Annotated in this window: 17 protein-coding genes; 5 read left to right on the top strand and 12 right to left on the bottom strand. The window is 63.1% G+C overall.

All coding sequences use genetic code 11. The features are described 5' to 3' along the window. Positions 1 to 380 precede the first annotated feature (380 nt). The 4 genes from F7R26_RS26750 to kbl all read right to left on the bottom strand — a co-directional run bounded on the left by F7R26_RS26750 (position 381) and on the right by kbl (position 4,977). Positions 381 to 566, bottom strand: a complete 186-nt coding sequence (locus tag F7R26_RS26750) for a hypothetical protein (RefSeq protein ID WP_150986638.1) — start codon at positions 564 to 566, stop codon at positions 381 to 383. 344 nt (positions 567 to 910) lie between these two features. After that, positions 911 to 2,329 (bottom strand): amino acid permease, encoded by a 1,419-nt coding sequence (locus F7R26_RS26745; RefSeq protein WP_150986639.1) that lies wholly within the window; start codon positions 2,327 to 2,329, stop codon positions 911 to 913. A gap of 474 nt (positions 2,330 to 2,803) precedes the next feature. Further along, positions 2,804 to 3,778 (bottom strand): NAD-dependent epimerase/dehydratase family protein, encoded by a 975-nt coding sequence (locus F7R26_RS26740; protein WP_150986640.1) that lies wholly within the window; start codon positions 3,776 to 3,778, stop codon positions 2,804 to 2,806. Continuing rightward, positions 3,775 to 4,977 (bottom strand): glycine C-acetyltransferase, encoded by a 1,203-nt coding sequence (gene kbl, locus F7R26_RS26735; RefSeq protein WP_150986641.1) that lies wholly within the window; start codon positions 4,975 to 4,977, stop codon positions 3,775 to 3,777. The genes F7R26_RS26740 and kbl overlap by 4 nt, the downstream gene beginning before the upstream one ends. Before the next feature lie 88 nt (positions 4,978 to 5,065). Between kbl and F7R26_RS26730 the strand changes: the two genes are divergently transcribed. The 3 genes from F7R26_RS26730 to F7R26_RS26720 all read left to right on the top strand — a co-directional run bounded on the left by F7R26_RS26730 (position 5,066) and on the right by F7R26_RS26720 (position 8,148). Continuing rightward, the gene (locus F7R26_RS26730; protein ID WP_150986642.1) at positions 5,066 to 5,662 is read left to right on the top strand and encodes a helix-turn-helix domain-containing protein; all 597 of its coding nucleotides are present in this window, start codon (positions 5,066 to 5,068) and stop codon (positions 5,660 to 5,662) included. Between the two features lie 422 nt (positions 5,663 to 6,084). Further along, positions 6,085 to 7,257: an MFS transporter gene (locus F7R26_RS26725; RefSeq protein ID WP_150986643.1), complete on the top strand. Its 1,173-nt coding sequence runs from the start codon at positions 6,085 to 6,087 to the stop codon at positions 7,255 to 7,257. Positions 7,258 to 7,356: 99 nt separating this feature from the next. Beyond that, positions 7,357 to 8,148, top strand: coding sequence for an AraC family transcriptional regulator (locus tag F7R26_RS26720; protein WP_150986644.1), 792 nt, complete (start codon positions 7,357 to 7,359; stop codon positions 8,146 to 8,148). A 167-nt stretch (positions 8,149 to 8,315) separates the two neighbouring features. Here F7R26_RS26720 and F7R26_RS26715 read toward each other — a convergent pair whose 3' ends face one another. Continuing rightward, positions 8,316 to 10,100, bottom strand: coding sequence for an acyl-CoA dehydrogenase (locus F7R26_RS26715; RefSeq protein WP_193692250.1), 1,785 nt, complete (start codon positions 10,098 to 10,100; stop codon positions 8,316 to 8,318). 323 nt (positions 10,101 to 10,423) lie between these two features. Here F7R26_RS26715 and F7R26_RS26710 point away from each other — a divergent pair, with 323 nt between their 5' ends. Further along, on the top strand, positions 10,424 to 12,055 hold the full coding sequence (locus F7R26_RS26710; RefSeq protein ID WP_150991345.1) for a 3-(methylthio)propionyl-CoA ligase: 1,632 nt from the start codon (positions 10,424 to 10,426) through the stop codon (positions 12,053 to 12,055). 9 nt (positions 12,056 to 12,064) lie between these two features. Here F7R26_RS26710 and F7R26_RS26705 read toward each other — a convergent pair whose 3' ends face one another. The 3 genes from F7R26_RS26705 to F7R26_RS26695 all read right to left on the bottom strand — a co-directional run bounded on the left by F7R26_RS26705 (position 12,065) and on the right by F7R26_RS26695 (position 14,831). After that, positions 12,065 to 13,054 (bottom strand): AraC family transcriptional regulator, encoded by a 990-nt coding sequence (locus F7R26_RS26705; RefSeq protein ID WP_416351371.1) that lies wholly within the window; start codon positions 13,052 to 13,054, stop codon positions 12,065 to 12,067. A gap of 581 nt (positions 13,055 to 13,635) precedes the next feature. Beyond that, the gene (locus F7R26_RS26700; RefSeq protein WP_150991348.1) at positions 13,636 to 13,980 is read right to left on the bottom strand and encodes a CREC-EF hand family protein; all 345 of its coding nucleotides are present in this window, start codon (positions 13,978 to 13,980) and stop codon (positions 13,636 to 13,638) included. A 215-nt stretch (positions 13,981 to 14,195) separates the two neighbouring features. Continuing rightward, positions 14,196 to 14,831 carry a LysE/ArgO family amino acid transporter gene (locus tag F7R26_RS26695; protein WP_150991351.1) on the bottom strand — a complete coding sequence of 212 codons (636 nt, stop codon included), beginning with the start codon at positions 14,829 to 14,831 and terminating at the stop codon, positions 14,196 to 14,198. 73 nt (positions 14,832 to 14,904) lie between these two features. Between F7R26_RS26695 and F7R26_RS26690 the strand changes: the two genes are divergently transcribed. After that, entirely contained in the window at positions 14,905 to 15,801 is an 897-nt protein-coding gene (locus F7R26_RS26690) for a LysR family transcriptional regulator ArgP (RefSeq protein WP_150991354.1), read from the top strand. Positions 15,802 to 16,046: 245 nt separating this feature from the next. Here F7R26_RS26690 and F7R26_RS26685 read toward each other — a convergent pair whose 3' ends face one another. The 4 genes from F7R26_RS26685 to F7R26_RS26670 form a co-directional block, all read right to left on the bottom strand. Continuing rightward, positions 16,047 to 17,252 carry a porin gene (locus F7R26_RS26685; RefSeq protein ID WP_150991357.1) on the bottom strand — a complete coding sequence of 402 codons (1,206 nt, stop codon included), beginning with the start codon at positions 17,250 to 17,252 and terminating at the stop codon, positions 16,047 to 16,049. A gap of 541 nt (positions 17,253 to 17,793) precedes the next feature. Continuing rightward, positions 17,794 to 18,597 (bottom strand): GntR family transcriptional regulator, encoded by an 804-nt coding sequence (locus tag F7R26_RS26680; RefSeq protein WP_150991360.1) that lies wholly within the window; start codon positions 18,595 to 18,597, stop codon positions 17,794 to 17,796. A 329-nt stretch (positions 18,598 to 18,926) separates the two neighbouring features. Further along, positions 18,927 to 19,130, bottom strand: a complete 204-nt coding sequence (locus tag F7R26_RS26675) for a hypothetical protein (protein WP_150991363.1) — start codon at positions 19,128 to 19,130, stop codon at positions 18,927 to 18,929. Positions 19,131 to 19,475: 345 nt separating this feature from the next. Further along, positions 19,476 to 20,504: an AraC family transcriptional regulator gene (locus tag F7R26_RS26670; RefSeq protein WP_150991366.1), complete on the bottom strand. Its 1,029-nt coding sequence runs from the start codon at positions 20,502 to 20,504 to the stop codon at positions 19,476 to 19,478. Positions 20,505 to 20,602 lie beyond the last annotated feature (98 nt).

Genomic DNA, 20,602 nt, shown 5'->3' with positions numbered 1-20,602 from the left:
GAGAAGGCACAGGGGGCCTTCAAGATAGCGCGATCCGGTGCGCCGGCAAAAGGAAAATGACTCGCAAGGCTTGTGAGGCGATCTCACAAAGGGGCACAACGGAGCTAGCGCCCATAAAAAAACCGGCCAAAAGGCGCTGCGCTCCTCGGAGCGACGCGTTGGCCGGTTTTGCCGCGCGAAAGAGATCCGCGCCGGTTTGACATGGTATCCGCCGTCCCTCGCCAGGACAGATGCATCAGCGCATCGCCGCGACAGGCAGCATCAGAGCCGTCAAACCAAGACTACATACATCAACAACAAACAAAAACAAACAACAACAGTTAACTACGACGCACTACGGCAGCATTCACTCTTGATTCTTGATGTCGGTGCGCGGGCGATCAGCCGTTCGCGAAAACGATCTTTGCCTTGCGAGCCTGGTTCTGAAGGCGGCCCAGCACGGACTGCACAGCGGCGATGGCGCTCTTCACGTCGTCGACGAAGGCCGGGCTGCGGGGACCAAGTTCGCGTTCGATCAGTTCGCGCTCGAGTTGGTCGGTCATCTTGATGTCGGATTGGGTGTTCATGGCTTTCTTCCTTTCAGGGATAACCCTCATCGGGTTTTCCCTAATTGTAGCAAAAGAAATGACGCAGAGCAGCATTAGGTGATAGTACGTACCGTGGTGCTGCCGATGTGCCTGGTCAGCCTCGCCAGCAGCTCCTGGCTGTCGCTGGCGGGATCAGGAGCCATCGTTAGCAAGCATGGGCACGCAGCCACGGCCTCGGGGAGCGTAGGGTTCTCCCAGATCGGCAGTGCCTCGCTGGTGGCAATGGGCGTGCGTGCGGTATTCGGCACGCACGCCCATTGCCACCAGCGGGGTCCGGCGTGCGTGCCGCCGCGTGAGAGCGCCGGCGGCGCGCGGGACAGTGGTCAAGCCGACTTTTGGACACGCCCCTCAAGCGGCGCACGCGATTTGGTGAGCCGATAGCCGATGCCGAGCAGCGCGAACCACACGGGTGCCACGTAGAGCGCCACCCGGGTACCCGGATCGAGCGACAGCAGCGCCGCAACCGTGATCATGAAGACGACCACCAGCCAGTTGGCATAAGGCGCGCCAGGCATGCGAAAGTCCACCGCCTTGACCCGGCCGGCGGCGATTGCCTTGCGATAGCCGAGGTGGGCAATCATGATGATCGACCAGGTCCACAGCGAACCGACCAGCGAAATGCTGGTGACCCAGACGAAGACCTGCTCCGGCACGATGTAGTTGAGCAGCACGCCGATGCCCATCAGCACGGCCGAGAACGTGATGGCAGTGGCCGGCACTTGCTTGCTGCTGACCCTGCCGAAGGCGCGCGGCGCCTGGCCAAACTGCGCCAGCGTATACAGCATGCGCCCGGTGCTGAAGATGCCGCTGTTGCAAGATGAGGCTGCCGCCGTGATGACGACCAGATTGACGATCGCGGCCGCCCCTGGAATGCCGATCCTCTCGAACACGTAAACGAAGGGGCTGACGCCGGGCTTCAGCTCATTCCAGGGCACCAGCGCCATCATGACGATCAGCGCGCCAACGTAGAAGATCAGGATGCGCCAGACGACGCCGTTGGTCGCATGCGGCAACACCTTCTCGGGATTCTGCGCCTCCCCCGCGGTGACACCGATCAGTTCCACGCCCTGGTAGGCGAACATGACGATCTGCAAGGTCAGCACCACGCCGAGCGTCCCGAACGGCATGAAACCGCCATGCGTCCACAGGTTCGAGAAGCCGGCCGTCGGGCCGAGCGGTGTTACACCGAAGAAGATGATCGCCAGCCCGATCACGATCATGGCGATGATGGTCACCACCTTGATCAGCGCGAACCAGAATTCCAGCTCGCCGAATACCGCGACCGCGATGCAATTCACCAGGTACAGCACCGCCAGGGTGGCCAGCGCCGGTATCCACTGCGGCACGTCCGGGAACCAGTAGTGCACGTAGACTGCAACAGCGGTGATCTCGGCCATCCCGGTGACCACCCACATGAACCAGTACGACCAGCCGGTGGCGAAGCCGGCAAAGGGGCCGACAAACTCCTCGGCGTAGGTTGCAAAGGATCCGGTCACCGGGCGGTACAGCAGCAGCTCGCCCAGCGCGCGCATGATGAAGAAGATCGCCACGCCGCCGATGGCATAACTCAGCATCAGTCCCGGGCCGGCGATAGCGATCGCGCGCCCTGCTCCCAGAAACAGTCCGACACCGATGGCGCCGCCGATGGCGATCATCTGGATGTGCCGGTCCTTGAGCCCGCGATGGAGGTCCCGCTCCTCGTGGGCCCGCTCTTCGTCGAGCAGTTTCGTTGCGTCAGTCATATTGGTCTCCTCTCAGACCCGCGAACGTTTGTCAGCACCCGCACGGCTCTCACCCGTGAATGGGTTCCGGCGCGCAACGAGCTTCCTGATACGGGCTGCCCGGCTTCGCGCAAGTGGAGCGCCAGCGTGGACCCTCCGATGTCGAAGCCGGCCCTGGCGGCCGGAAAATCGGATTGCTGGATTTGCAGCTGTGGTCATGCGTTGTCTCCTCTGGTAATCGTTATTTGGATCGATGCGGCCGGCGCTTCGCGCCTTGTCTATCGCCCGCGCGGCATCGCGCATCGTCCAGACCGCCTTCTATCCCCGACCACGCATCCCAGCGTCCGAAATCGAGGCGATCTTCTGTCACTGGGTCTCGACCCTGTCAATACGTGTCCCGCGCTACCATGCAACGACCTTCGCGCAGCCTGCTGTCATGCCGCGAGGCTGGCCGGCGCCCGGGTTCCTGGCTTTACCTGCTGCGCCAACCCGGTCTCAGCTCACGCATTCCAAGGCGCTGCCCTGGTTCAGCGTTGCCAGGTTTTTCAGCATGTCGGCCACCATCTCCTTGAGGCCGAACTCAGGTCTCCAGTTCCAATCCCGCCTGGCTACCGAGTCGTCGATAGAGTCAGGCCATCCACCGGCAATCTCCTGACGGAAATCAGGCTCGTACCTGACATCGAACCCCGGGCAATGCCGCCGGATCTCGTTCGCGATATCGCCAGGTGTGAAGCTCAGGCCCGCAAGGTTGTAGCTTCCCCGCTCGGAGATGTTGGCGCCAGGCGCCTCCATCAGCTCGATGGTCGCGCGAACGGCGTCCGGCATGTACATCATTGGCAGGGCTTCATCTTTCTCCAGGAAGCAGGTATAGGGTTGCGCCTTGAGCGCCGAATGGAAGATATCGATTGCGTAGTCCGTGGTTCCGCCGCCTGGAGGCGTCTTGTAGGAAATCAATCCTGGATATCGCACGCTCCGGACATCCACGCCATGGTTCTCAAAGTACCAACGGCACCAGCCTTCGCCCGCCAGCTTGGAGATGCCGTAGACGGTCTTGGGCTCCATGATGGTGCTTTGGGGCGTGGCGTGCGGCGGCGTTGTCGGGCCGAATGCCGCAATCGAACTGGGCCAGAATACCTTGTCGAGCCTCTGGTGACGCGCAGCCTCCAGCACGTTCAGCAGGCCGTTCATGTTGAGTTGCCACGCCCATGTGGGTGACTTCTCTCCGGTTGCCGACAATGCGGCTGCCAAGTGATAGATCTGGGTGATCCCATGCCGCTCGATGACATCGCGAAGTTGCGCACGATCGGTTACGTCGAGCATTTCATGCGTGAGGTGCAGGTGGCGGCCGTGCGGCACCATGTCGCTCGTGACGACATTCTGCTTGCCATAACGATCGGCCAGCGCAGACGCCAACTCCGTTCCCAATTGGCCGTTGGCGCCAATGATCAGAACCTTGGCTGGCGTTGTCATTGAATGATCCCCAGTTCCTTGCCTGCGATCTCGAACGCCTCCAACGCCTGGTCCAGTTCAGCGCTGTCGTGCAAGGCGCTGATCTGCACGCGGATGCGTGCCTGCCCCCTGTGGACGACGGGATAGAAGAAACCGATGACATAGACGCCGAGCTCCAGCAGACGCCGGGACAGTTGCTGCGCCTTGTCCGCGTCGTACACCATGACGGGAATGATGGGGTGGTCGCCGGGCTTCACGTCGAATCCCAGCGCGCCGAGCTTGCCGCGGAAGTACCGCGCATTGCGCTCGAGCTTGTCTCGCAATGTGGTATCGGCTTCGAGCAGGTCGAGCACCTTGAGTGTCGCGCCCACGATGCACGGCGCCACCGTGTTCGAGAAAAGATAAGGCCGGGAGCGCTGGCGCAGCAATGCCACGACTTCCTTTCGCCCACTCGTAAAGCCACCCGAGGCGCCGCCTAGCGCTTTGCCGAGCGTTCCGGTGATGATATCGACCTTGCCGAAGATCCCACGGTGTTCGTGAGAGCCACGGCCACGCTGCCCGAGGAAGCCCGTGGCATGGCACTCGTCGATCCCGAGGAGCGCCCCGAACTCGTCGCAGATCTCGCGGATCTTGTCGAGCCTGGCAATCGTGCCATCCATCGAGAATACGCCATCGGTAAAGACGAGCTTGAACCGTGCGCCCGCGGCATCGGCCGCCTTCAACTGCGCGCGAAGATCCTCAAGGTCATTGTTCTTGTAGCGGAAACGCTTGGCTTTACAGAGCCGGATGCCATCGATGATGGACGCGTGGTTCAGTTCGTCGCTGATGACGGCGTCGTCCGCACCAAGGAGCGTCTCGAACAGGCCCCCGTTTGCATCGAAGGCCGAGCCGTAGAGGATCGTGTCTTCTGTGCCGAGAAAGCTCGCGAGACGCGCCTCGAGCGACTTGTGCAGATCTTGCGTACCACAAATGAACCGAACGGAGCTCAAGCCAAAACCACGCTCGCCGAGCGCGCGATGCGCAGCCTCCACGACCTCCGGATGGGAAGAGAGACCCAGGTAGTTGTTGGCGCACAGGTTAATGACTTCCTTCCCATCGGTAGTCCTGATCAGGCTGCCCTGGGGAGAGGCGATGACACGCTCGGTCTTGAACAGACCGGCTTGTTCAATGGACTCGAGCTCCTGGCGGATGGCTGCATAGAATGCGTCTGTTGTCGGCACAGCGGTGCTCCTGTAAACTGAGAATGATCGATAAACCGAACATGTTCTGTATATCGAACGTTTTGTTCACTTTACAGGACTTCATTTCATGACACAAGTCCCCCCGACTGAGCCGTTCGCAGAAGGCCCCCCCGTCATTGGAGCCAGGCTGCAATTGCTTCGCCAGGCACGCAAGCTCTCTCTTGACGAGCTTTCCCGGCGTGCTGGCGTCTCCAAATCGATGCTTTCGCAGGTTGAACGGAATCTTGCCAATCCCACGGTAGCGGTCTTGTGGCGATTGGCGAACGCTTTGGGCATTGGCCTGGCCGAGTTCCTTTCCGGCGGGCAGGCTGACAAGCCGACACCAACCGTGACGGTCATTCCCGCTCACTCGATCCCGGTGATCAGAAGCCCGGATGGCAAATGCGAGTTGAAGATCCTCGGCCCGGTGGACCTTGCAAGCCGGGTGGAATGGTATGAGCTGTCGATCCATCCCGGCGGCGTACTCGCATCCGAGCCGCATGAAAGTGGTTCGAAAGAACATCTGTCTGTGATGAGCGGCTGCGTCACCGTTCAATCCGGCCCCAGCGAGAAGAAAGTCCGGCACGGCGAGTCCGCACGCTATCCGGCGGATGTTCAGCATGCCATTTCGAACCCTGGAAAAACCATGGCCACGGCATTGCTGGTCGTTGAGTACGCCCAATGACAGCCGTTCCCCAGCGCTCCGGTCAGGCCATCGGGCGGCAAACAGGCCCGGCAGTACCGCATCGGAATGCGATTGGCAAGGCAATCCTGCTGGGCGCGGCGCTGGCGTGGACGCGCCTCTTGCTGAAGTAGGCCGCGCCGGCGCCTGGCTGCTTGCCGCCGCCGGCATCGGCTGGCACCTGGCCTTTGCCGCCGGACGTCTTACTCTCGGTAAGTTAACAATGCCAGTTCGACGCCGACAAATTCCGCCCCGACCTACTGCGACAAAGCCCTTTTGTCTATTTCGCGACGAATCTTGTGGTTTCCGCGCGAGATCAATTTCCGGGTGCTGTCTACGATCTTCCATTCAAACGTCAAGGAGGATCCAGACATGCCATTATTCGCCCCCTCGCCACGCCCCGCCTGCCGCACGGGAGACGCCGCATGAACAAGAAGCGGCTCGGCCTGCTCACCGGCACGCACGCGGTCAACGATCTCTATCAGGGGCTGGTGCCGGCCCTGCTGCCCTTCATGGTGCTGGAGCGCGGCTACAGCTACGCGGCCGTGAGCGGCCTGATGCTGGCAGCCACCGGCCTTTCCAGCGTGGTGCAGCCCCTGTTCGGCGCCTATGCCGACCGCGCGCACCGCGGCTGGCTGGTGCCCACCGGCTTCCTGGTGGCCGCGCTCGGCGTAGTGCTGGCTGGCATGGCGTCCACCTATTTCGCCACCTGGGTGGCCATCGCGTTGAGCGGCCTCGGCATCGCCGCCTACCATCCGCCGGCCACAGTGGCCGCCCGCGCTGCCGGCGGCACCTCGCAAAAGGCAATGAGCGTGTTCTCCGTGGGAGGCACCGTCGGTGCATCCTTCGCGCCTTTGCTGGCCGCGCTCGCGGTTGGGGGCGGCGCGCTGGCGCGTAGCTACCTGCTGGGCATCCCGGCCGTGCTGATGGCCGTGCTGTGGCTGGTCGCGTCGGCGCGTCCGGCGGCCGTGCCCGGCGCAGCCGCGGCCAGGCGTTCGCAGGCGGCGCCGGCGCCCAATCACTGGCGCGCCTTCGGACTGCTGGTAGCCACCATCATCTGCTGGTCGATTCCCTATGTCACGGTGCTGTCGATGCTATCGCTCCATATGACGCGCGATCTCGGCGGCAGCGCCTTTCTCGGCGGCGCGGTGCTGACCGCGTTCACGGCGTCCGGCGCGGTGGGCACGCTGCTGGGCGGCTGGCTTGGCGACCGCCGCGGCCGCATGACCGCGATCCGTGCCGGCTATGTACTGATGCTGCCCATGCTGGCCGGGCTGGTGCTCGTGCAGAGCGTGCCGCTGGCTCTGGTGTTCACGGTCTTGCTGGGCGTTGCCATGTTCCTGCCGTTCACGGCGCAGGTCACGCTGGCGCAGGACTACCTGCCGCGCAACCCTGCCATGGCCAGTGGCATCACGCTGGGCCTGGCGCTGTCGGTGGGCGGCATGGCCTCGCCGCTGTTCGGCCTGCTGTCCGACGCGCGCGGCCTTGCCTTCACGCTGGCCACCGTGCTCGGCGTGCTGTGCGTGGCCAGCACGCTTGCCCTGCGCCTGCGCGACCGCGCCCCGCGTATCGACGAGCAGGGCCTTGCCGCTGCCTAGCCTGCGGCAGGGTGGCGCCGCCTGCCGCCAGCCGATGGGCGGCGGGCGGGCTACACTGGCGCGCACGATGACGCTTTCACCGAACCACAGATCCGCCTCATGAAGACCCTGTCCGACGCCGCCCTCCAGCAATCGCTGCAGACGCCCCGGCCGATCGTGGTGGTGGCCAACGACCAACCGGACGGCTCCGAGCTGGCCGAGCACTGGCACCAACACGGACAACTGATCCATGCCATCTCCGGTGTGATGATTGTGCGCACCGCGCGCGGCGAATGGGTGGTCCCGATCGGGCGCGCGGTATGGGTGCCGCCGCAGCTCAGGCACCGCATCGGCGCCGTCGGCGATGTGCGCATGCGCACGGTCTTCGTGGCCGGCGACGCCTGCGCGGCCATGCCGCAGGATTGCCGCGCCATCGAAGTCAGCCTGCTGCTGCGCGAACTCATCCTGCATGCGGTACGGATCCCGGCCAGCTATGCGCCGGAAGGGCGCGACCAGCGCATCATGGCACTGATCCTGGACGAAATCCGGGCGGCGCCCGTGCTCTCCCTGCACCTGCCGATGCCGCAGCACGCCCGCGCCGCGCAACTGTGCGCACGCCTGATCCAGAGCCCCGCCCAGGCGGCCACCCTGACCGGCTGGGCGGCGGAGCTGCATATGAACGAGCGCACCTTCGCGCGCTTGTTCAAGCGCGAAACAGGCTTGACCTTCGGCGCCTGGTGCCGCCACACGCGACTGCTGCTCAGCCTGCCCAGGCTGGCGCAGGGCGACGCCATCCTGGAGGTGGCGCTGGATCACGGCTACGACAGCCCCAGCGCGTTCGCGGCGGTTTTTCGCAAGACCTTCGGCGTCAGCCCGAGCGCGTACTTCCGCAAGGCCGAAGCACTGGACTGACATGGCGCCCTGGCGTGAGTGACGACCCGGGGCGGCGGCGCACTCGGTGCCTTCTTAAGCGAGCGCCCCATCAACGTGACAGTGCCTGAGGGAGTCAACACTGTCATCATTTCAATCAGCGTTGGCGCAACTTGTCAGCCTCGGCAAATGCCCACTACCGTGCGATCTCAGAACTGCGCTTCGCTCAACGCATTGACCGGCACCGCGCCTGCCACGATGGCATCGCGCAAACCCGATGCCTGCGACAGGATGTGTTCCGCGTAGAAATGCGCCGTCGAGATCTTGGCGTCGTGGAAGGACGGATCCTCGCCACGCTTCGCATCCGCCGCGAGCATCGCGCGGCCAAGCTGCCAGCCTGAAAACACGATGCCGCAGAGCTTCAGGTAAGGCACGCTGCCGGCAAACACGGCATTCGGGTCCGACTTGGCATTGGCCACGACGAACGCCACGACGGTCTCCAGCGCGGCGCGCCCCTTGGCCAGTTGCGCCTGCACCGCGGTGAATGCCGCGCCACCATGCTTGCCCAGCGCCGCCTCGGTCTCGGCGATCTGCGCGCAGATCGCACGGGCCACCGCGCCACCGTCGCGCAGCGTCTTACGGCCGACGAGGTCGTTCGCCTGGATCGCGGTCGTGCCTTCGTAGATCGGCAGGATGCGGGCATCGCGATAATGCTGGGCCGCGCCGGTCTCCTCGATGAAGCCCATGCCGCCGTGTACCTGCACGCCCAGGCTGGTCACATCGATCGACAACTCGGTGCTCCAGCCCTTGACGATGGGCACCATGAACTCGTAGAACGCCTGGCTTTGCTTGCGCACCGCGTCGTCGGCATGCTGGTGCGCCGTGTCGCACATGGCCGCGGCCACATACGCTACCGCGCGCGCGCCTTCGATCAGCGAGCGCATGGTCATCAGCATGCGCTTGACGTCCGGGTGATGAATGATGGTCACGGCCTCGCGTGCGGAACCATCGACCGGACGGCTTTGCACGCGCTCGCGGGCAAAATTCACAGCCTGCTGGTAGGCCCGCTCCGACACGGCGATGCCTTGCATGCCGACGGAGAAACGCGCCGAGTTCATCATGATGAACATGTATTCCAGGCCGCGGTTCTCCTCGCCGACCAGCGTGCCGATGGCGCCACCGTGATCGCCGAACTGCAGCACGGCCGTGGGGCTGGCCTTGATGCCCAGCTTGTGCTCGATCGACACGCAGTGCGCATCATTGCGCGCGCCCAGCGAACCGTCCTCATTCACCAGGAACTTGGGCACGATGAACAGCGAGATGCCCTTGACGCCCTCGGGTGCCGTGGGCGTGCGCGCAAGAACGAGATGGACGATGTTCTGCGCCATATCGTGCTCACCGTAGGTGATGAAGATCTTGGTGCCGAACACCTTGTAGGTACCGTCACCCTGCGGCTCGGCGCGCGTGCGCACGGCCGCCAGGTCCGAGCCGGCCTGCGGCTCGGTCAGGTTCATGGTGCCGGTCCACTCGCCGGAGATCAGCTTGGGCAGGAAGGTGGCCTTCTGCGCGTCGCTGCCCGCCGTCAGCAGGGCTTCGATGGCGCCGTCCGTCAGCAGCGGGCACAGCGCGAACGACAGGTTCGCCGTGTTCAGCATCTCGTTGCAGGCGGTGGCGATCAACTTGGGCAAGCCCTGGCCGCCAAATTCCTGCGGATGCAGCACGCCCTGCCAGCCACCCTCGCCAAACTGGCGGAACGCGTCCTTGAAACCGGGCGTGGTGGTAACCACGCCGTCCTTCCAGCTGCTGGGATCGGTGTCACCGATGCGGTTGAGCGGCGCCACCACTTGTTCGTTGAATTTGGCCGCCTCGTCGAGCACCGCCTGCGCCGTCTCCGGCGTGGCGTCCTCGAAGCCGGGCAGCTTGCTGACTGCGTCAAGATCGGCCAGTTCGTTCATCACGAACAACATGTCCTTAAGCGGGGCACGGTAGGTCATTTCTTGGGGACTCCATTTTGGGGACAGGGCGCGGTGCATCTGGCCGGATGCCGGCACCGCATGGTCTGGATACCGGATCGTAGCGCCCGCCGCGTCATGCGGGAATAACCAAACCTGCCCATTCATTGACAAAACCTGCCGCTTTGCGTCGCGCTGGCCGCTTGCCATGCACCCCGGCTCGATTGGCCGGATTTGTCACTAGTTCGGCCATTCCTGTCAGTGCCGGAGATGGCGGGCACATCTAGAATGCCTCGCAGCCGGCGTCGCCATGACCGATGAATGCAACCGGCATAACGACAAACCGCCTGTCAGGAGACAAGACCATGGACCTGTTCGGTCAGATGATGTACGCGCCTTTGCAATTGTCCGCATTGCTGGAGCAGGCTGCGCGGCACTCCGGCACGGTGGAAATCGTATCCCGGCGCGTCGAGGGCGACTTTCACCGCTATACCTACCGGGACTGCCATGTCCGCGCCATGCAACTGGCCAATGCACTGACGGGCCGCGGCATCGTGGCGGGAGACCGTGTCGGCACGCTGGCGTGGAACGGCTATCGCCATATGGAGCTGTACTATGGCGTGACCGGCATTGGCGCGGTTTGTCATACCATCAACCCCCGCCTGTTCCCCGAACAGATCGCCTACATCATCAATCATGCCCGCGACCGCGTGGTCTGCTTCGATGCCTCGTTCCTGGGCCTGGTCGAGCAGATCGCGCCGCAATGTCCTCATGTCGAGTCATGGGTCATGCTGTGCGACGCTACCAGCCTGCCGCAAGCACCGGCGCTACCGCTCGAAAGCTACGAGGCCCTCATCGGCGGGCAGCCCGGCCATTTCGACTGGCCCCGCCTGGATGAGCAGCTGGCGGCGGTGCTTTGCTACACCTCCGGCACCACCGGCAATCCGAAGGGCGTCTTGTACTCGCACCGTTCGCTTTGCCTGATGGCCTATGCCTCGGCGCTGCCGGACGCGCTTTGCCTGCGTGCGTCGGACTCCGTGGTGCCTGTCGTGCCGATGTTCCACGTCAATGCCTGGGGGCTGCCGTTCTCGGCGGCGCTGGTCGGGGCGAAACTGGTGCTGCCGGGTCCGGCGCTCGACGGCGCGTCCCTGTCGGCGTTGTTCGACCAGGAAGGCGTGACGGTGTCGGCCGGCGTGCCCACGGTCTGGCTCGGCCTGGCCGACCATATGCACCGCACGGGCAAGCGCTGCAACAGCCTGGAGCGTGTCATCGTGGGCGGCGCGGCATGCCCGCCGCAACTGGCCAAGGCGCTGGGCGAACTGGGCATCAAGTCGGTACACGCCTGGGGCATGACCGAGCTGTCGCCGGTTGGCACCGTGTTTTCGCCCTCGCAGGGCTTTGCGCAAAAGCCGGAGCAGGAGCGTGCGCAGCTCGAAGCCAAGCAAGGCAGGGTCGTGCCAGGTGTCGAGATGAAGATCGTCGATGCCGACGGTGCCGAGTTGCCGTGGGACGGACGCTCGGCGGGCGATCTGATGGTGCGCGGCCATTGGGTCGTGGAGCGCTACTTCGGCATGGAGAAAACCTGCCTGGAGAACGATGGCTGGTTCGCCACCGGCGATGTCGCCACGATCGACGCCGACGGCTATATGCAGATCACGGATCGCAGCAAGGATGTGATCAAGTCCGGCGGCGAATGGATTTCCTCGATCGAACTGGAGGGCATCGCCGTTGCGCATCCGGAGATCGAGCTGGCGGCCTGTATCGCCTGTGCCCATCCCAAGTGGGACGAACGCCCCCTGCTGGTCGCGGTAAGGCGCGCCGGCAGCACGCTCGATGCGCAACAACTACTGGCCTTCTATGAAGGCAAGGTGGCCAAGTGGTGGATCCCGGACGATGTGATGTTCGTGCCGGAACTGCCGCTGACCGCGACCGGCAAGCTGCATAAGCTGGTACTCAGGCAGCGTTTCGGCGCCCACTACAGCGGCGCCGCCGCCTAGCCGGGCCGCTCAGGCCATGCCGCGGTACGCCTTGGGCGTGCTGCCGGTCCAGTGCCGGAAGGCGCGGTGGAACGCGGTCGGGTTGTCAAAGCCGACGTCATAAGCGATTGCCGCGATGGCGTCGGGCGAACGCGTGAGCCGCTGGATCGCGATATCGCGCCGCACGTCGTCCTTGATCGCTTGGAACGTCGTGCCTTCGTCCGCAAGCCGGCGGCAAAGCGTGCGCACAGAATAGTGCAGGTCCTGGGCAACCACTTCCAGCGTCGGCATGGCGGGAAGGCAATCGGCGAGGAATTGCCTGACCCGGTGGCAGACCATCTGGTCGGCAAAGGAGACGAAGATCCAGTCTTCCGGGGCGCGCGCCAGGAATCTCTGCAGGTCGGCCTTGCGTTGCCGCACGGGCATATCAAGGTAAGCCGCCTCGAAGCGCATGCGTGTCTGCGCGCTACCGAACTGAACCGGCCCCGGAAAGAGAAAGAGGTAGTCCGTTGCGTGCGCGGGACGCGCAAAATCGAACTCCGCCGCGATCAGCGGGATCCGCTTCCCAACCAGCCATGAGGCAATACCGTGCACCAGCTTCATGATAAGTTCGCGGCCGAGTTCGGTCACGCAGGGGCCCGCCGGATCCGCCGCCATGGCAACCCAACCGCCTTCGCCGTCGCGGCCCGAATCCAGCCGGAAATCATCCAGGATCAGGTGGAAGAACTGGCCGAACCGGTGCAGCGCGACCTCCAGCCGCGGGGCGTCAAGCAGGCTCAGGCAAAGGTATTTCAGCGTGCCGTTGCGCAAGGGGCGGCTGAAGATGCCCGGCATTTCGTCGTCCAGTTCGGTCGCGAGCAAGCGGTAAAGCGTGGAGAACTGCTCCTCGGTCACGCGGGAGCCAGGGCGGCGCAGCAAGCCGTGGGGGATGCCGGAGCACTCCGCCAGCCGCTCAATGGCAGCGGGATCGGCGCCCGACAGGAAGCCGTTGACCAGCGAAATGGGAACCGTGCCAGAAATATGACTCAAGGGTACGTCGACGTCCAGACCGCAACGTCATTTCCGGTGTGATCAGGGGGCGTTTATTTTGTCATAAGCCGGACTGGCCCGTCACTTTTTTGGCTTTCCGGCGACGAGCGCGCTGTCACAGTAAGGGAGCGAGGCAAGCTGCAGCGCCCCTGGAGAGCAGCTGGCTTATGCTGCCAGTGATCAGAATTGCCCTGCAGCGGGCAGATAGCCCCTTCGCGACTGCTCTCCTTTAGTCAGCTGGACGGCTACGCCCCGTCAACTCGACGACATATGCAGTGCACCCCTCGGCACCTCCGATATCCCTTCCTGCCAACGCGCGCAGGCTGCGGCCTGAGCTTCCAATCCCGCCTGAGACGTAGGCAATATCGTTGATTCCGCGCGCTGGCATTGCTCATGGTGGTGGCCTGGCGCATCGCTCGGTTGATGCGACTGGGTCGAGCTCACTGCGATATGGACCATGGCTTCGGACGCATCAAGACGCCGCCCGGAACGTCCGAACCGGTTCGAATATCGGAGCGCAGGCTACCCCATTCCGAACCCTGGGCGAGTTCGGTCGCCATAGCAGAGAGGGCTCAGTTCCAAATGGGATCTTCCTTCTGCATCTGTTGCTTGGTCTTCATCTCCCAGTAGGCGCCGATCTGACGTTCTGTTACGTAACCCCGCTTCCTGACATCGATCTCCTTGAAGTGCTTGTAAACCTCCGGCATACCCGCCTTGGCTTCTTCGCGGCTTAATTTACCGTCATGGTTGATGTCGGCCGCCTTGAAATGTTCGGCAATGATGGCCTTGGCTTCCGCAGTGGTCGGCGGCGCAGCCGGTATCTGGTTTGATTCGGTTCCTGGTTGGGCGCTCGCCCCCGTAAGGGCAAGCGCCATCACAACGGTTAAACCAACTGCGGGCAATTTACGCACGATCATTTCCGTCTCCTCCAGCATCTTTAGTTCCGCATTGCCTTCTTACGAAAAATGCCGGGGCAAATGAAAATCCCCGCAAGCCAATGCTCACCGTGCATATTAGGCACACAAGGCCCGCTTACCAACACCTTTGTGCGACGGGTTGGGCGAGGTGACCCGTGGGACAAAGCGCCGCTGCAGCCAGGGCCGCTACCTATTCGACGCCCCCCGCAAGCACCTCACAATCCCCGGAATACGTGCTGCACCAGCAGACCGGACAGCGCAAACATGGTCATACCGATGAGACCATCCAGCAGCTGCCAGGCCCTCGGCCGGGCGAACCACGGCGCCAGCCAGCGCGCGCCAAAGCCCAGAAGCCCGAACCAGAATAGGCTGGCAAAACTGGCGCCCGCCACGAACCAGCCGCGCAGCGCTGCTGGTTGCTGGGCACCGATGCTGCCCACCAGCAGCACCGTATCAAGATAAACATGAGGATTGAGCAGCGTGAACGCTGCCGCCTGAGCCAACGCGGCCCCCCTGCTGAGACCCTTCCCACCGTCAGGTGCTTTCATTTGGTGAGCATGCCGCGCGCGGCGCAGTGCCTGCCATCCATATACCGCCAGGAAGACGGCACCGGCCAGCGCCAGGACACGCGCGAGGCCGGGGCGCTCCCCCAATGCCTGGGCCATGCCCATGACACCCGCTGCAATCAGCAATGCGTCCGCCATGGCGCACAACAGCACCACGCTGCCCACATGCTCACGACGCAGCCCCTGGCGCAGTACGAATGCATTCTGTGCGCCGATGGCCACGATGAGCCCCAGGCTCAGGGCCAGGCCTTGGAGGGAAACGGATAAGGCAAGCGAAGTGTTCATACATCTAGCTTGCCTGCGTTAGAAAATGAAGACAAACTATCTTTTCTTAATTAGCTTTAGCTGAACTAATCTGATGCTTGACTACTCTGCTCTGTCTGCCCTGGCTGCGGTGGTTCGGGAGGGCAGCTTCGAGCGGGCAGCCCGCGCTCTCCATGTGACGCCATCGGCAATTTCGCAGCGTGTTCGACTGCTGGAGGAGCGCGTAGGCTGCGCGCTGGTGGTGCGCGATCAGCCCTGCCGGGCCACGGAAACGGGCCGCCGGCTATGCCAGCACATTGACCGTGTGCGGCTGCTCGAGCAGGAATTGCAAGGGGCGCTACCAGCGCTTGCCCCGGAGGGCATGGCACGGGTAGCCCTGCCCATTGCGGTCAATGCCGACAGCCTGGCCACCTGGGTCGCGCCGGCCATTGCCGCCTTCGCTGCAGAAAGTCCGGTGTTGATGGAGGTGGCGGTGGACGACCAGGACCACACCACGGAGTGGTTGCGCAGCGGCGCAGTGCTGGCCGCCGTAACAGCCACAGCCCGTCCTGCCGCTGGCTGCAACAGCCGTCCGCTCGGCTCCATGCGCTACCTGGCGGCCGCCAGCCCCGCTTTCATCCAGCGCCATTTCGGCGATGGCGTCGGTGCTGGCAGCCTGGCGCTGGCGCCCAGCCTGATGTTCAACACCAAAGATGAGCTGCAGGCGCGATGGGTGCGGCGTTTGTGCCATCGGCACGTGGAGCTTCCCCGGCACACGCTGCCTTCGTCCCACGCCTTTGTCACCGCGGCATTGGCTGGCATGGGCTGGGGCTTGCATCCGGAGGCACTGATCGCCCCTCATCTTGAGGACGGCTCATTGGTCGAATTGGTGCCGGACACCCCGCTTGATGTACCGCTTCACTGGCAACACGCACGCGCAGCGTCAGGGTTGCTCGACGGTTTGAATCGCGAGGTTCTCGCCGCGGCCCACGCCGCGCTATTACCGCCCTGAGTGGCGCCGGGTCGGACGCGTGTTGTCTGATTCGGATGCATGCCTGCTTTCGGCTGAACTCTGCCGAATTGCAGGCGCACTGTTCTGGCCCGTAGTTAAGCGGATTGACCTGCGCCACTGGACGACAGAACTGAGCTCATCCGAGCTGACAGGGTTGAGCGCAAGCCGTAACCCTTCAATTTGGCCTAACCAGCCATCACATCCGCCCTTCAAAACACCGCTGCAGCGAATTTTCAGACAGGTTCTCAGAACTTGTGGCGAATCCCTGCGGCGACACCGAGCATATTGCTTTGGCCGCTGGCAAGTGTGTAGCTATTGCCAAGGGAAAGGCTGTTCGCGTAAGCGATCATCGCGGAATCCAGCCCCAGGCCCGCGTTCTTTGCATATGCCGTGGTCAGGTAGACATCAGTCCGCTTGGAGAGGGCGTAGTCGGCAATGAAAGCCACTTGCCATGGGTTCGGGGTCGATGCGTTCGCGAAAAAGCGCTTGACGTGGTCATAGTTGTATTCGAGCGTCAGGCCAAGCGCCGGCGTCAACTGGTAGTTGGCGCCGATCCAGTAGAGGTCGTCGCGTTCAAGCAGGCTGCCATTCTGGTCCTTGTTCTGCCCCCAGCGGTAACCGCCCATGATCTTTGCAGGGCCAAACGCATAGCTTGCCGCGATCGTCGCCTTCTTGAAATTTCCGCTCCCGAGGACAGCCGCGTTCAAGGGGTTCGACACAGTGGGGTTGAACTGGTCGTAAGCCACAGCCACGCCGACGGGGCCGGCAATGTAGGTCAAAGCCGCACCATAGGCGGTATCGCGACGGAACTGGCCCGGGACTTCACCGTTACCACCCAGAAGGGGACCATTGGCCACCGTCGTCGGCAATGCCAGGCCGGTACCGAAGGACCAGTGTGCCAGTGCGGTGACCGGGCCGAACCGACCGGTGTACTTGATGGTATTGTCCTCGCGGAAGTTCGCGCCTGTCAGCATCACGATCGGTTCATACTGCGTGGCAAAGGCTGCGGGTACAAAGTTTGCGAGGCCCTCGAACATCGACGTGTACTGACGGCCAAAAGTCAGTTGGCCGAGCTGCGAGCTTTGCATGCCGACATAGGCTTGGCGACCGAACAGGCGGCCGCCCTGCTGCGACGTGCCGGTATCCAGGTTAAAGCCGCTTTCCAAGACAAAAAGGGAATTCAGCCCGTTGCCGAGATCTTCCACGCCGCGCAAGCCCCAACGCGAACCGGACAAGCCGCCGGAGTCCATGCGGTAGACATTGTTTGACGGGCCCGCATTGAACTTGTTGGCTGCACTGGGCACGGCGCCGACATGGCTAGCAAACTCGACGTTCATATCCGCTACGCCATAAAGCGTCACGCTGCTCTGCGCGTGTGCGCCGCCGGTGCAGATTGCGCCCGCAACGATGAGCGCACCATGAATCTTGCTCCGCTTGCTGAATGATCCCATTGTCTCTTCTCCTTTGGTTTATTTTTGCGCCCTGGCGTCCTCTTTCCTTACCGATCAGCGCCCTATTCCAGTCTCGTGTGCAGGCAATCATATCAGCCCAAAATATTTCTTGTCGACATAAATAACTTAGACTGAAATGCGCTGAGCGCCGCGAGCGCGCGCGGCTGGCCCTCGCGCGGCTCTGGGGCGACCCGGCGGTCATTGCCATGCTTGATCAGTGGGAGATCGCCCTGAGGTGGCGCGCATCGGCAGGTGCTTTGGCTCGTTCCCCCGCGTGCGCAGCAGGTGTTTGAGAAGCCGGTCTTGCCGGCGCCGAGGGGCCCGTGCCGTTCTGGGGAAGTCGATTCGGGCAAAGCCCTGTTCGGCACGCAGCGGCTCTTGAGACTCTGCTAACCCGCGCCGATTTCTCCCGACGGGACAGCCGCAGCCTCACGGGAGCCATGCTCGCGAGCAGATATCGCGGCCTTCGCTAGCCGCCCGCCTACCGAGAGGAAACTGGAGCGCCATGGCGGGCAGGCTTGCCCGCGCGAGCTTAGAAGGTCTACGCCGACACGGCGCTGCGGCCGGCAGCGCCGCCCTTGCCTTTCTGGATGCCGGATGACAGGGCACGGACGGCAGCATCGCGGGAATTTCCGATGCGCTTGTGCGCGGTCTGCAAGACGGCTTCGATGTCCCGCTTGATGACAGCGCGCTGCAGGGCACGCCAGGTCTTGAAGGAATTCTCCAGCGAGCCGGGATGGGATGCGAGCCCCAGCCGCACATAGCGCAGGACCCGCAGCGAGATAGAGTTCAGCACCTCTCCTACCAGCCGGTTGCTGGACAGATCTGCCATGGCCATGTTTGCGAGGAAGGTCACGCTGATATAGGCGTCTACCGATTCCTCGGCGGCCTTGCTGAACTGCGGAATGAACTGCTCGAACAACGCTTCCAGCGCGTCCGCGCGCTCTTCCATCAACTGCCTGAGCAGTATTTCGAACAACGCGTCCCGCACGACGTAGATATCCCGCAGGTCCTGGGCATTGGGCTCGGTGACGATGGCGCCGCGCCGGGGACGGAACTCAATCAAACGCTCCCGCTCCAGGATGCGCAAGGCCTCGCGCACAGGAGCGCGGCTGACTGCCAGGACGTCGCTGATGTCTTTCTCCAGCAAGCGCTGGCCTGCGTGGATCACGTCGATCGTAATCAGGCCCGCCAGCCGTACCGCAATCTGGTCGGCTACGGATGCCGACCAGTCGCGTCCATGCATAAGCGCCTGCTCGACAGCCAGCGTGACCGGATTCTGCGGTGTTTGCGGTGCAAGCAGCGACTGCAATTCCGGCGTGTTGGTAGTCTTGAGCCTGCCCATGAATGGTAAGTCCTTCCGATGATTGGGGAACGGGTCGGGTGCCGCCCTTGGTCGGCACCGCGCACCTCTTGCAGCGCCAAGATCTTACCTTACGTGGCGAATCGGGCAGATTGCGGATACTGGCGGAGCCAACTGGACCATTGACCCTGACAGTCACACGCATCCCCAAAGAACAGGGCCTGCACAGGACGACGTCCTTGCAGGCCCGCTACAGGCCCCCGGGACATCGGGCCACCGCTGAAACATGGTGCCTCACGCCCGTGCAGAGACAGGGGAAGCAGAGCCGGATTGTTATCCTTGGATTCAATCCACGGGCTGAACCACGGCTTCTACTCGTCGGATCCGGGAAGCGCATCGATGTTCAGGTATTTGCGCACGATGTACCCGTCATTTTCCCACGCAATCAGATCGGTCAACAGCATCGCTGCTGTGGCATAGGAGAGGCGCTCGGCGAGCCAGCAAAATCCCATGCAGATCGCCGAGCCCATCCGATGGAGGTACGGACCATGGCCTGCTGACTGATCGTCTTTCATTGTGATATCCCCCCTCTCCCAAGGCTGCGCGCACGGCCCACCGAACATGGAAGCTTGTCGCCCTGGCATCCAAGCATGCGCGGCTCTTTCCGATGGCACTCCGGGAAGGGCGCAATGTCTTCATGATACGGTATTTTATTTTTGTCGACAATATAAAGTGAAAATCCGCATTGGTTCCACAGAGGGTTACGCAGAGCCGGTGGGGTCACTGAAGGTTGCTCGAGGGCCAATTCGCCACGCGCCGCGTGGCTGGCAAGACGGAAGACGTGAAGAACCCGAATCCGGCAAAGAGTGCGTCCGTACATGGCATGGCCCGACGCGGCTTCCGCTCTGCCAGGGCTATGCTCAGGTCGGTGCCGTCTGCCGATGCAATGTGCCGCGTGCTGCCCTGCTCTCCTTGGGGCTGCAGCCAAATTGCACGTGATACCAGCGCGAGAATCCACTCGGCGCGGAAAAACCAAGCAGGGTCGCCACCTCCGTCAACGGACGATCGCTCTCGGTGACATGGCGTATGGCGAGTTCAGTACGGATGTCGTTAACGATCGACGAGAAGCTCTGCCCCTTTTCCGCCAGCCGGCGCTGGACCGTTCGGCACACCACACCCAGATGCTCCGCAACCTGTTCGATGCTGCAGCGCCCGCTGGGCAACAGCAGCAGGATCATGCGCCGCACATCCTCAAGCATTGTCGCCTGCTGCGACATGGCCGACGCGTCTATCAGCCGCAGCGCGTAGCGCCCCATGGCCGGATCCGCGGACGGGTTGCGTGCATCGAGATCGGCCTTTGCGCAGATAATGCAGTTGAAGTCATGGTTGAATTCGACGCAAGGGCCAAAAAACCGCCGGTGCGTACTCAGGTCGCGCGGCGCGGGGTGCTCAAAGCACACACGCCGCGGCTCCCAGTCGGGCCTGTGGAGCTGACGTATCAACCGCACCATGACCCCAAGCGCCAGCTCAACCCGTTGGCGCGTGGGTTGATGTGCGCTGCCAGCCACTACCACCTCGCGAATAATGACCAGCCCATCGCACTCTTCGATCGCCAGCGACAGCGCACTGTTGAGCGACGCTTGATAACGCATCAGCATGTGAAGCGACTCACGCAGCGTCGCCTGATCGCGGATCAGCAAGCCTACCGCTCCAAGATTGGACAATAGGCGCGACTCGGCCATGCACAGTCCGAAACTCTCGTTGCCCGACATGGTTGCGGACGCCTGAAGCAGCCTTCCGACACGCTCGACCGGAATCATGATGTCCGGCTCGCACAGTACGCTCGGACTCAACCCTGCGTCAAAGAGCATCCGCACCGGGTCCAGTCCGGCAGCTCGAGCGACCTCGCTGTAGTTGGTGAGGGCCGCGGCGCGGACAAGTGACGGCATTAGAGTACTGAATAGGACATTGACATGAAATGATAAATGCCTGTCATGTACTGTCAAGCGGGAGATACCCGCTGCATCCAGACTCGCAATGATCGATC

This window comes from Cupriavidus basilensis (assembly GCF_008801925.2).
Classification (GTDB): Bacteria; Pseudomonadota; Gammaproteobacteria; order Burkholderiales; family Burkholderiaceae; genus Cupriavidus; species Cupriavidus basilensis.
The sequence above is the reverse complement of the archived record's forward strand: the minus strand, read 5'-3'. Positions and strand labels throughout refer to the sequence as shown.

Excerpts from the sequence above, each read along its gene's own strand:
- F7R26_RS26750 (WP_150986638.1), bottom strand. The coding sequence starts at position 566 with ATGAACACCCAATCCGACATCAAGATGACCGACCAACTCGAGCGCGAA.
- F7R26_RS26745 (WP_150986639.1), bottom strand. The coding sequence starts at position 2,329 with ATGACTGACGCAACGAAACTGCTCGACGAAGAGCGGGCCCACGAGGAG.
- F7R26_RS26740 (WP_150986640.1), bottom strand. The coding sequence starts at position 3,778 with ATGACAACGCCAGCCAAGGTTCTGATCATTGGCGCCAACGGCCAATTG.
- F7R26_RS26730 (WP_150986642.1), top strand. The coding sequence starts at position 5,066 with ATGACACAAGTCCCCCCGACTGAGCCGTTCGCAGAAGGCCCCCCCGTC.
- F7R26_RS26725 (WP_150986643.1), top strand. The coding sequence starts at position 6,085 with ATGAACAAGAAGCGGCTCGGCCTGCTCACCGGCACGCACGCGGTCAAC.
- F7R26_RS26720 (WP_150986644.1), top strand. The coding sequence starts at position 7,357 with ATGAAGACCCTGTCCGACGCCGCCCTCCAGCAATCGCTGCAGACGCCC.
- F7R26_RS26715 (WP_193692250.1), bottom strand. The coding sequence starts at position 10,100 with ATGACCTACCGTGCCCCGCTTAAGGACATGTTGTTCGTGATGAACGAA.
- F7R26_RS26710 (WP_150991345.1), top strand. The coding sequence starts at position 10,424 with ATGGACCTGTTCGGTCAGATGATGTACGCGCCTTTGCAATTGTCCGCA.
- F7R26_RS26700 (WP_150991348.1), bottom strand. The coding sequence starts at position 13,980 with ATGATCGTGCGTAAATTGCCCGCAGTTGGTTTAACCGTTGTGATGGCG.
- F7R26_RS26695 (WP_150991351.1), bottom strand. The coding sequence starts at position 14,831 with ATGAACACTTCGCTTGCCTTATCCGTTTCCCTCCAAGGCCTGGCCCTG.
- F7R26_RS26690 (WP_150991354.1), top strand. The coding sequence starts at position 14,905 with ATGCTTGACTACTCTGCTCTGTCTGCCCTGGCTGCGGTGGTTCGGGAG.
- F7R26_RS26685 (WP_150991357.1), bottom strand. The coding sequence starts at position 17,252 with ATGGGATCATTCAGCAAGCGGAGCAAGATTCATGGTGCGCTCATCGTT.
- F7R26_RS26680 (WP_150991360.1), bottom strand. The coding sequence starts at position 18,597 with ATGGGCAGGCTCAAGACTACCAACACGCCGGAATTGCAGTCGCTGCTT.
- F7R26_RS26675 (WP_150991363.1), bottom strand. The coding sequence starts at position 19,130 with ATGAAAGACGATCAGTCAGCAGGCCATGGTCCGTACCTCCATCGGATG.
- F7R26_RS26670 (WP_150991366.1), bottom strand. The coding sequence starts at position 20,504 with ATGCCGTCACTTGTCCGCGCCGCGGCCCTCACCAACTACAGCGAGGTC.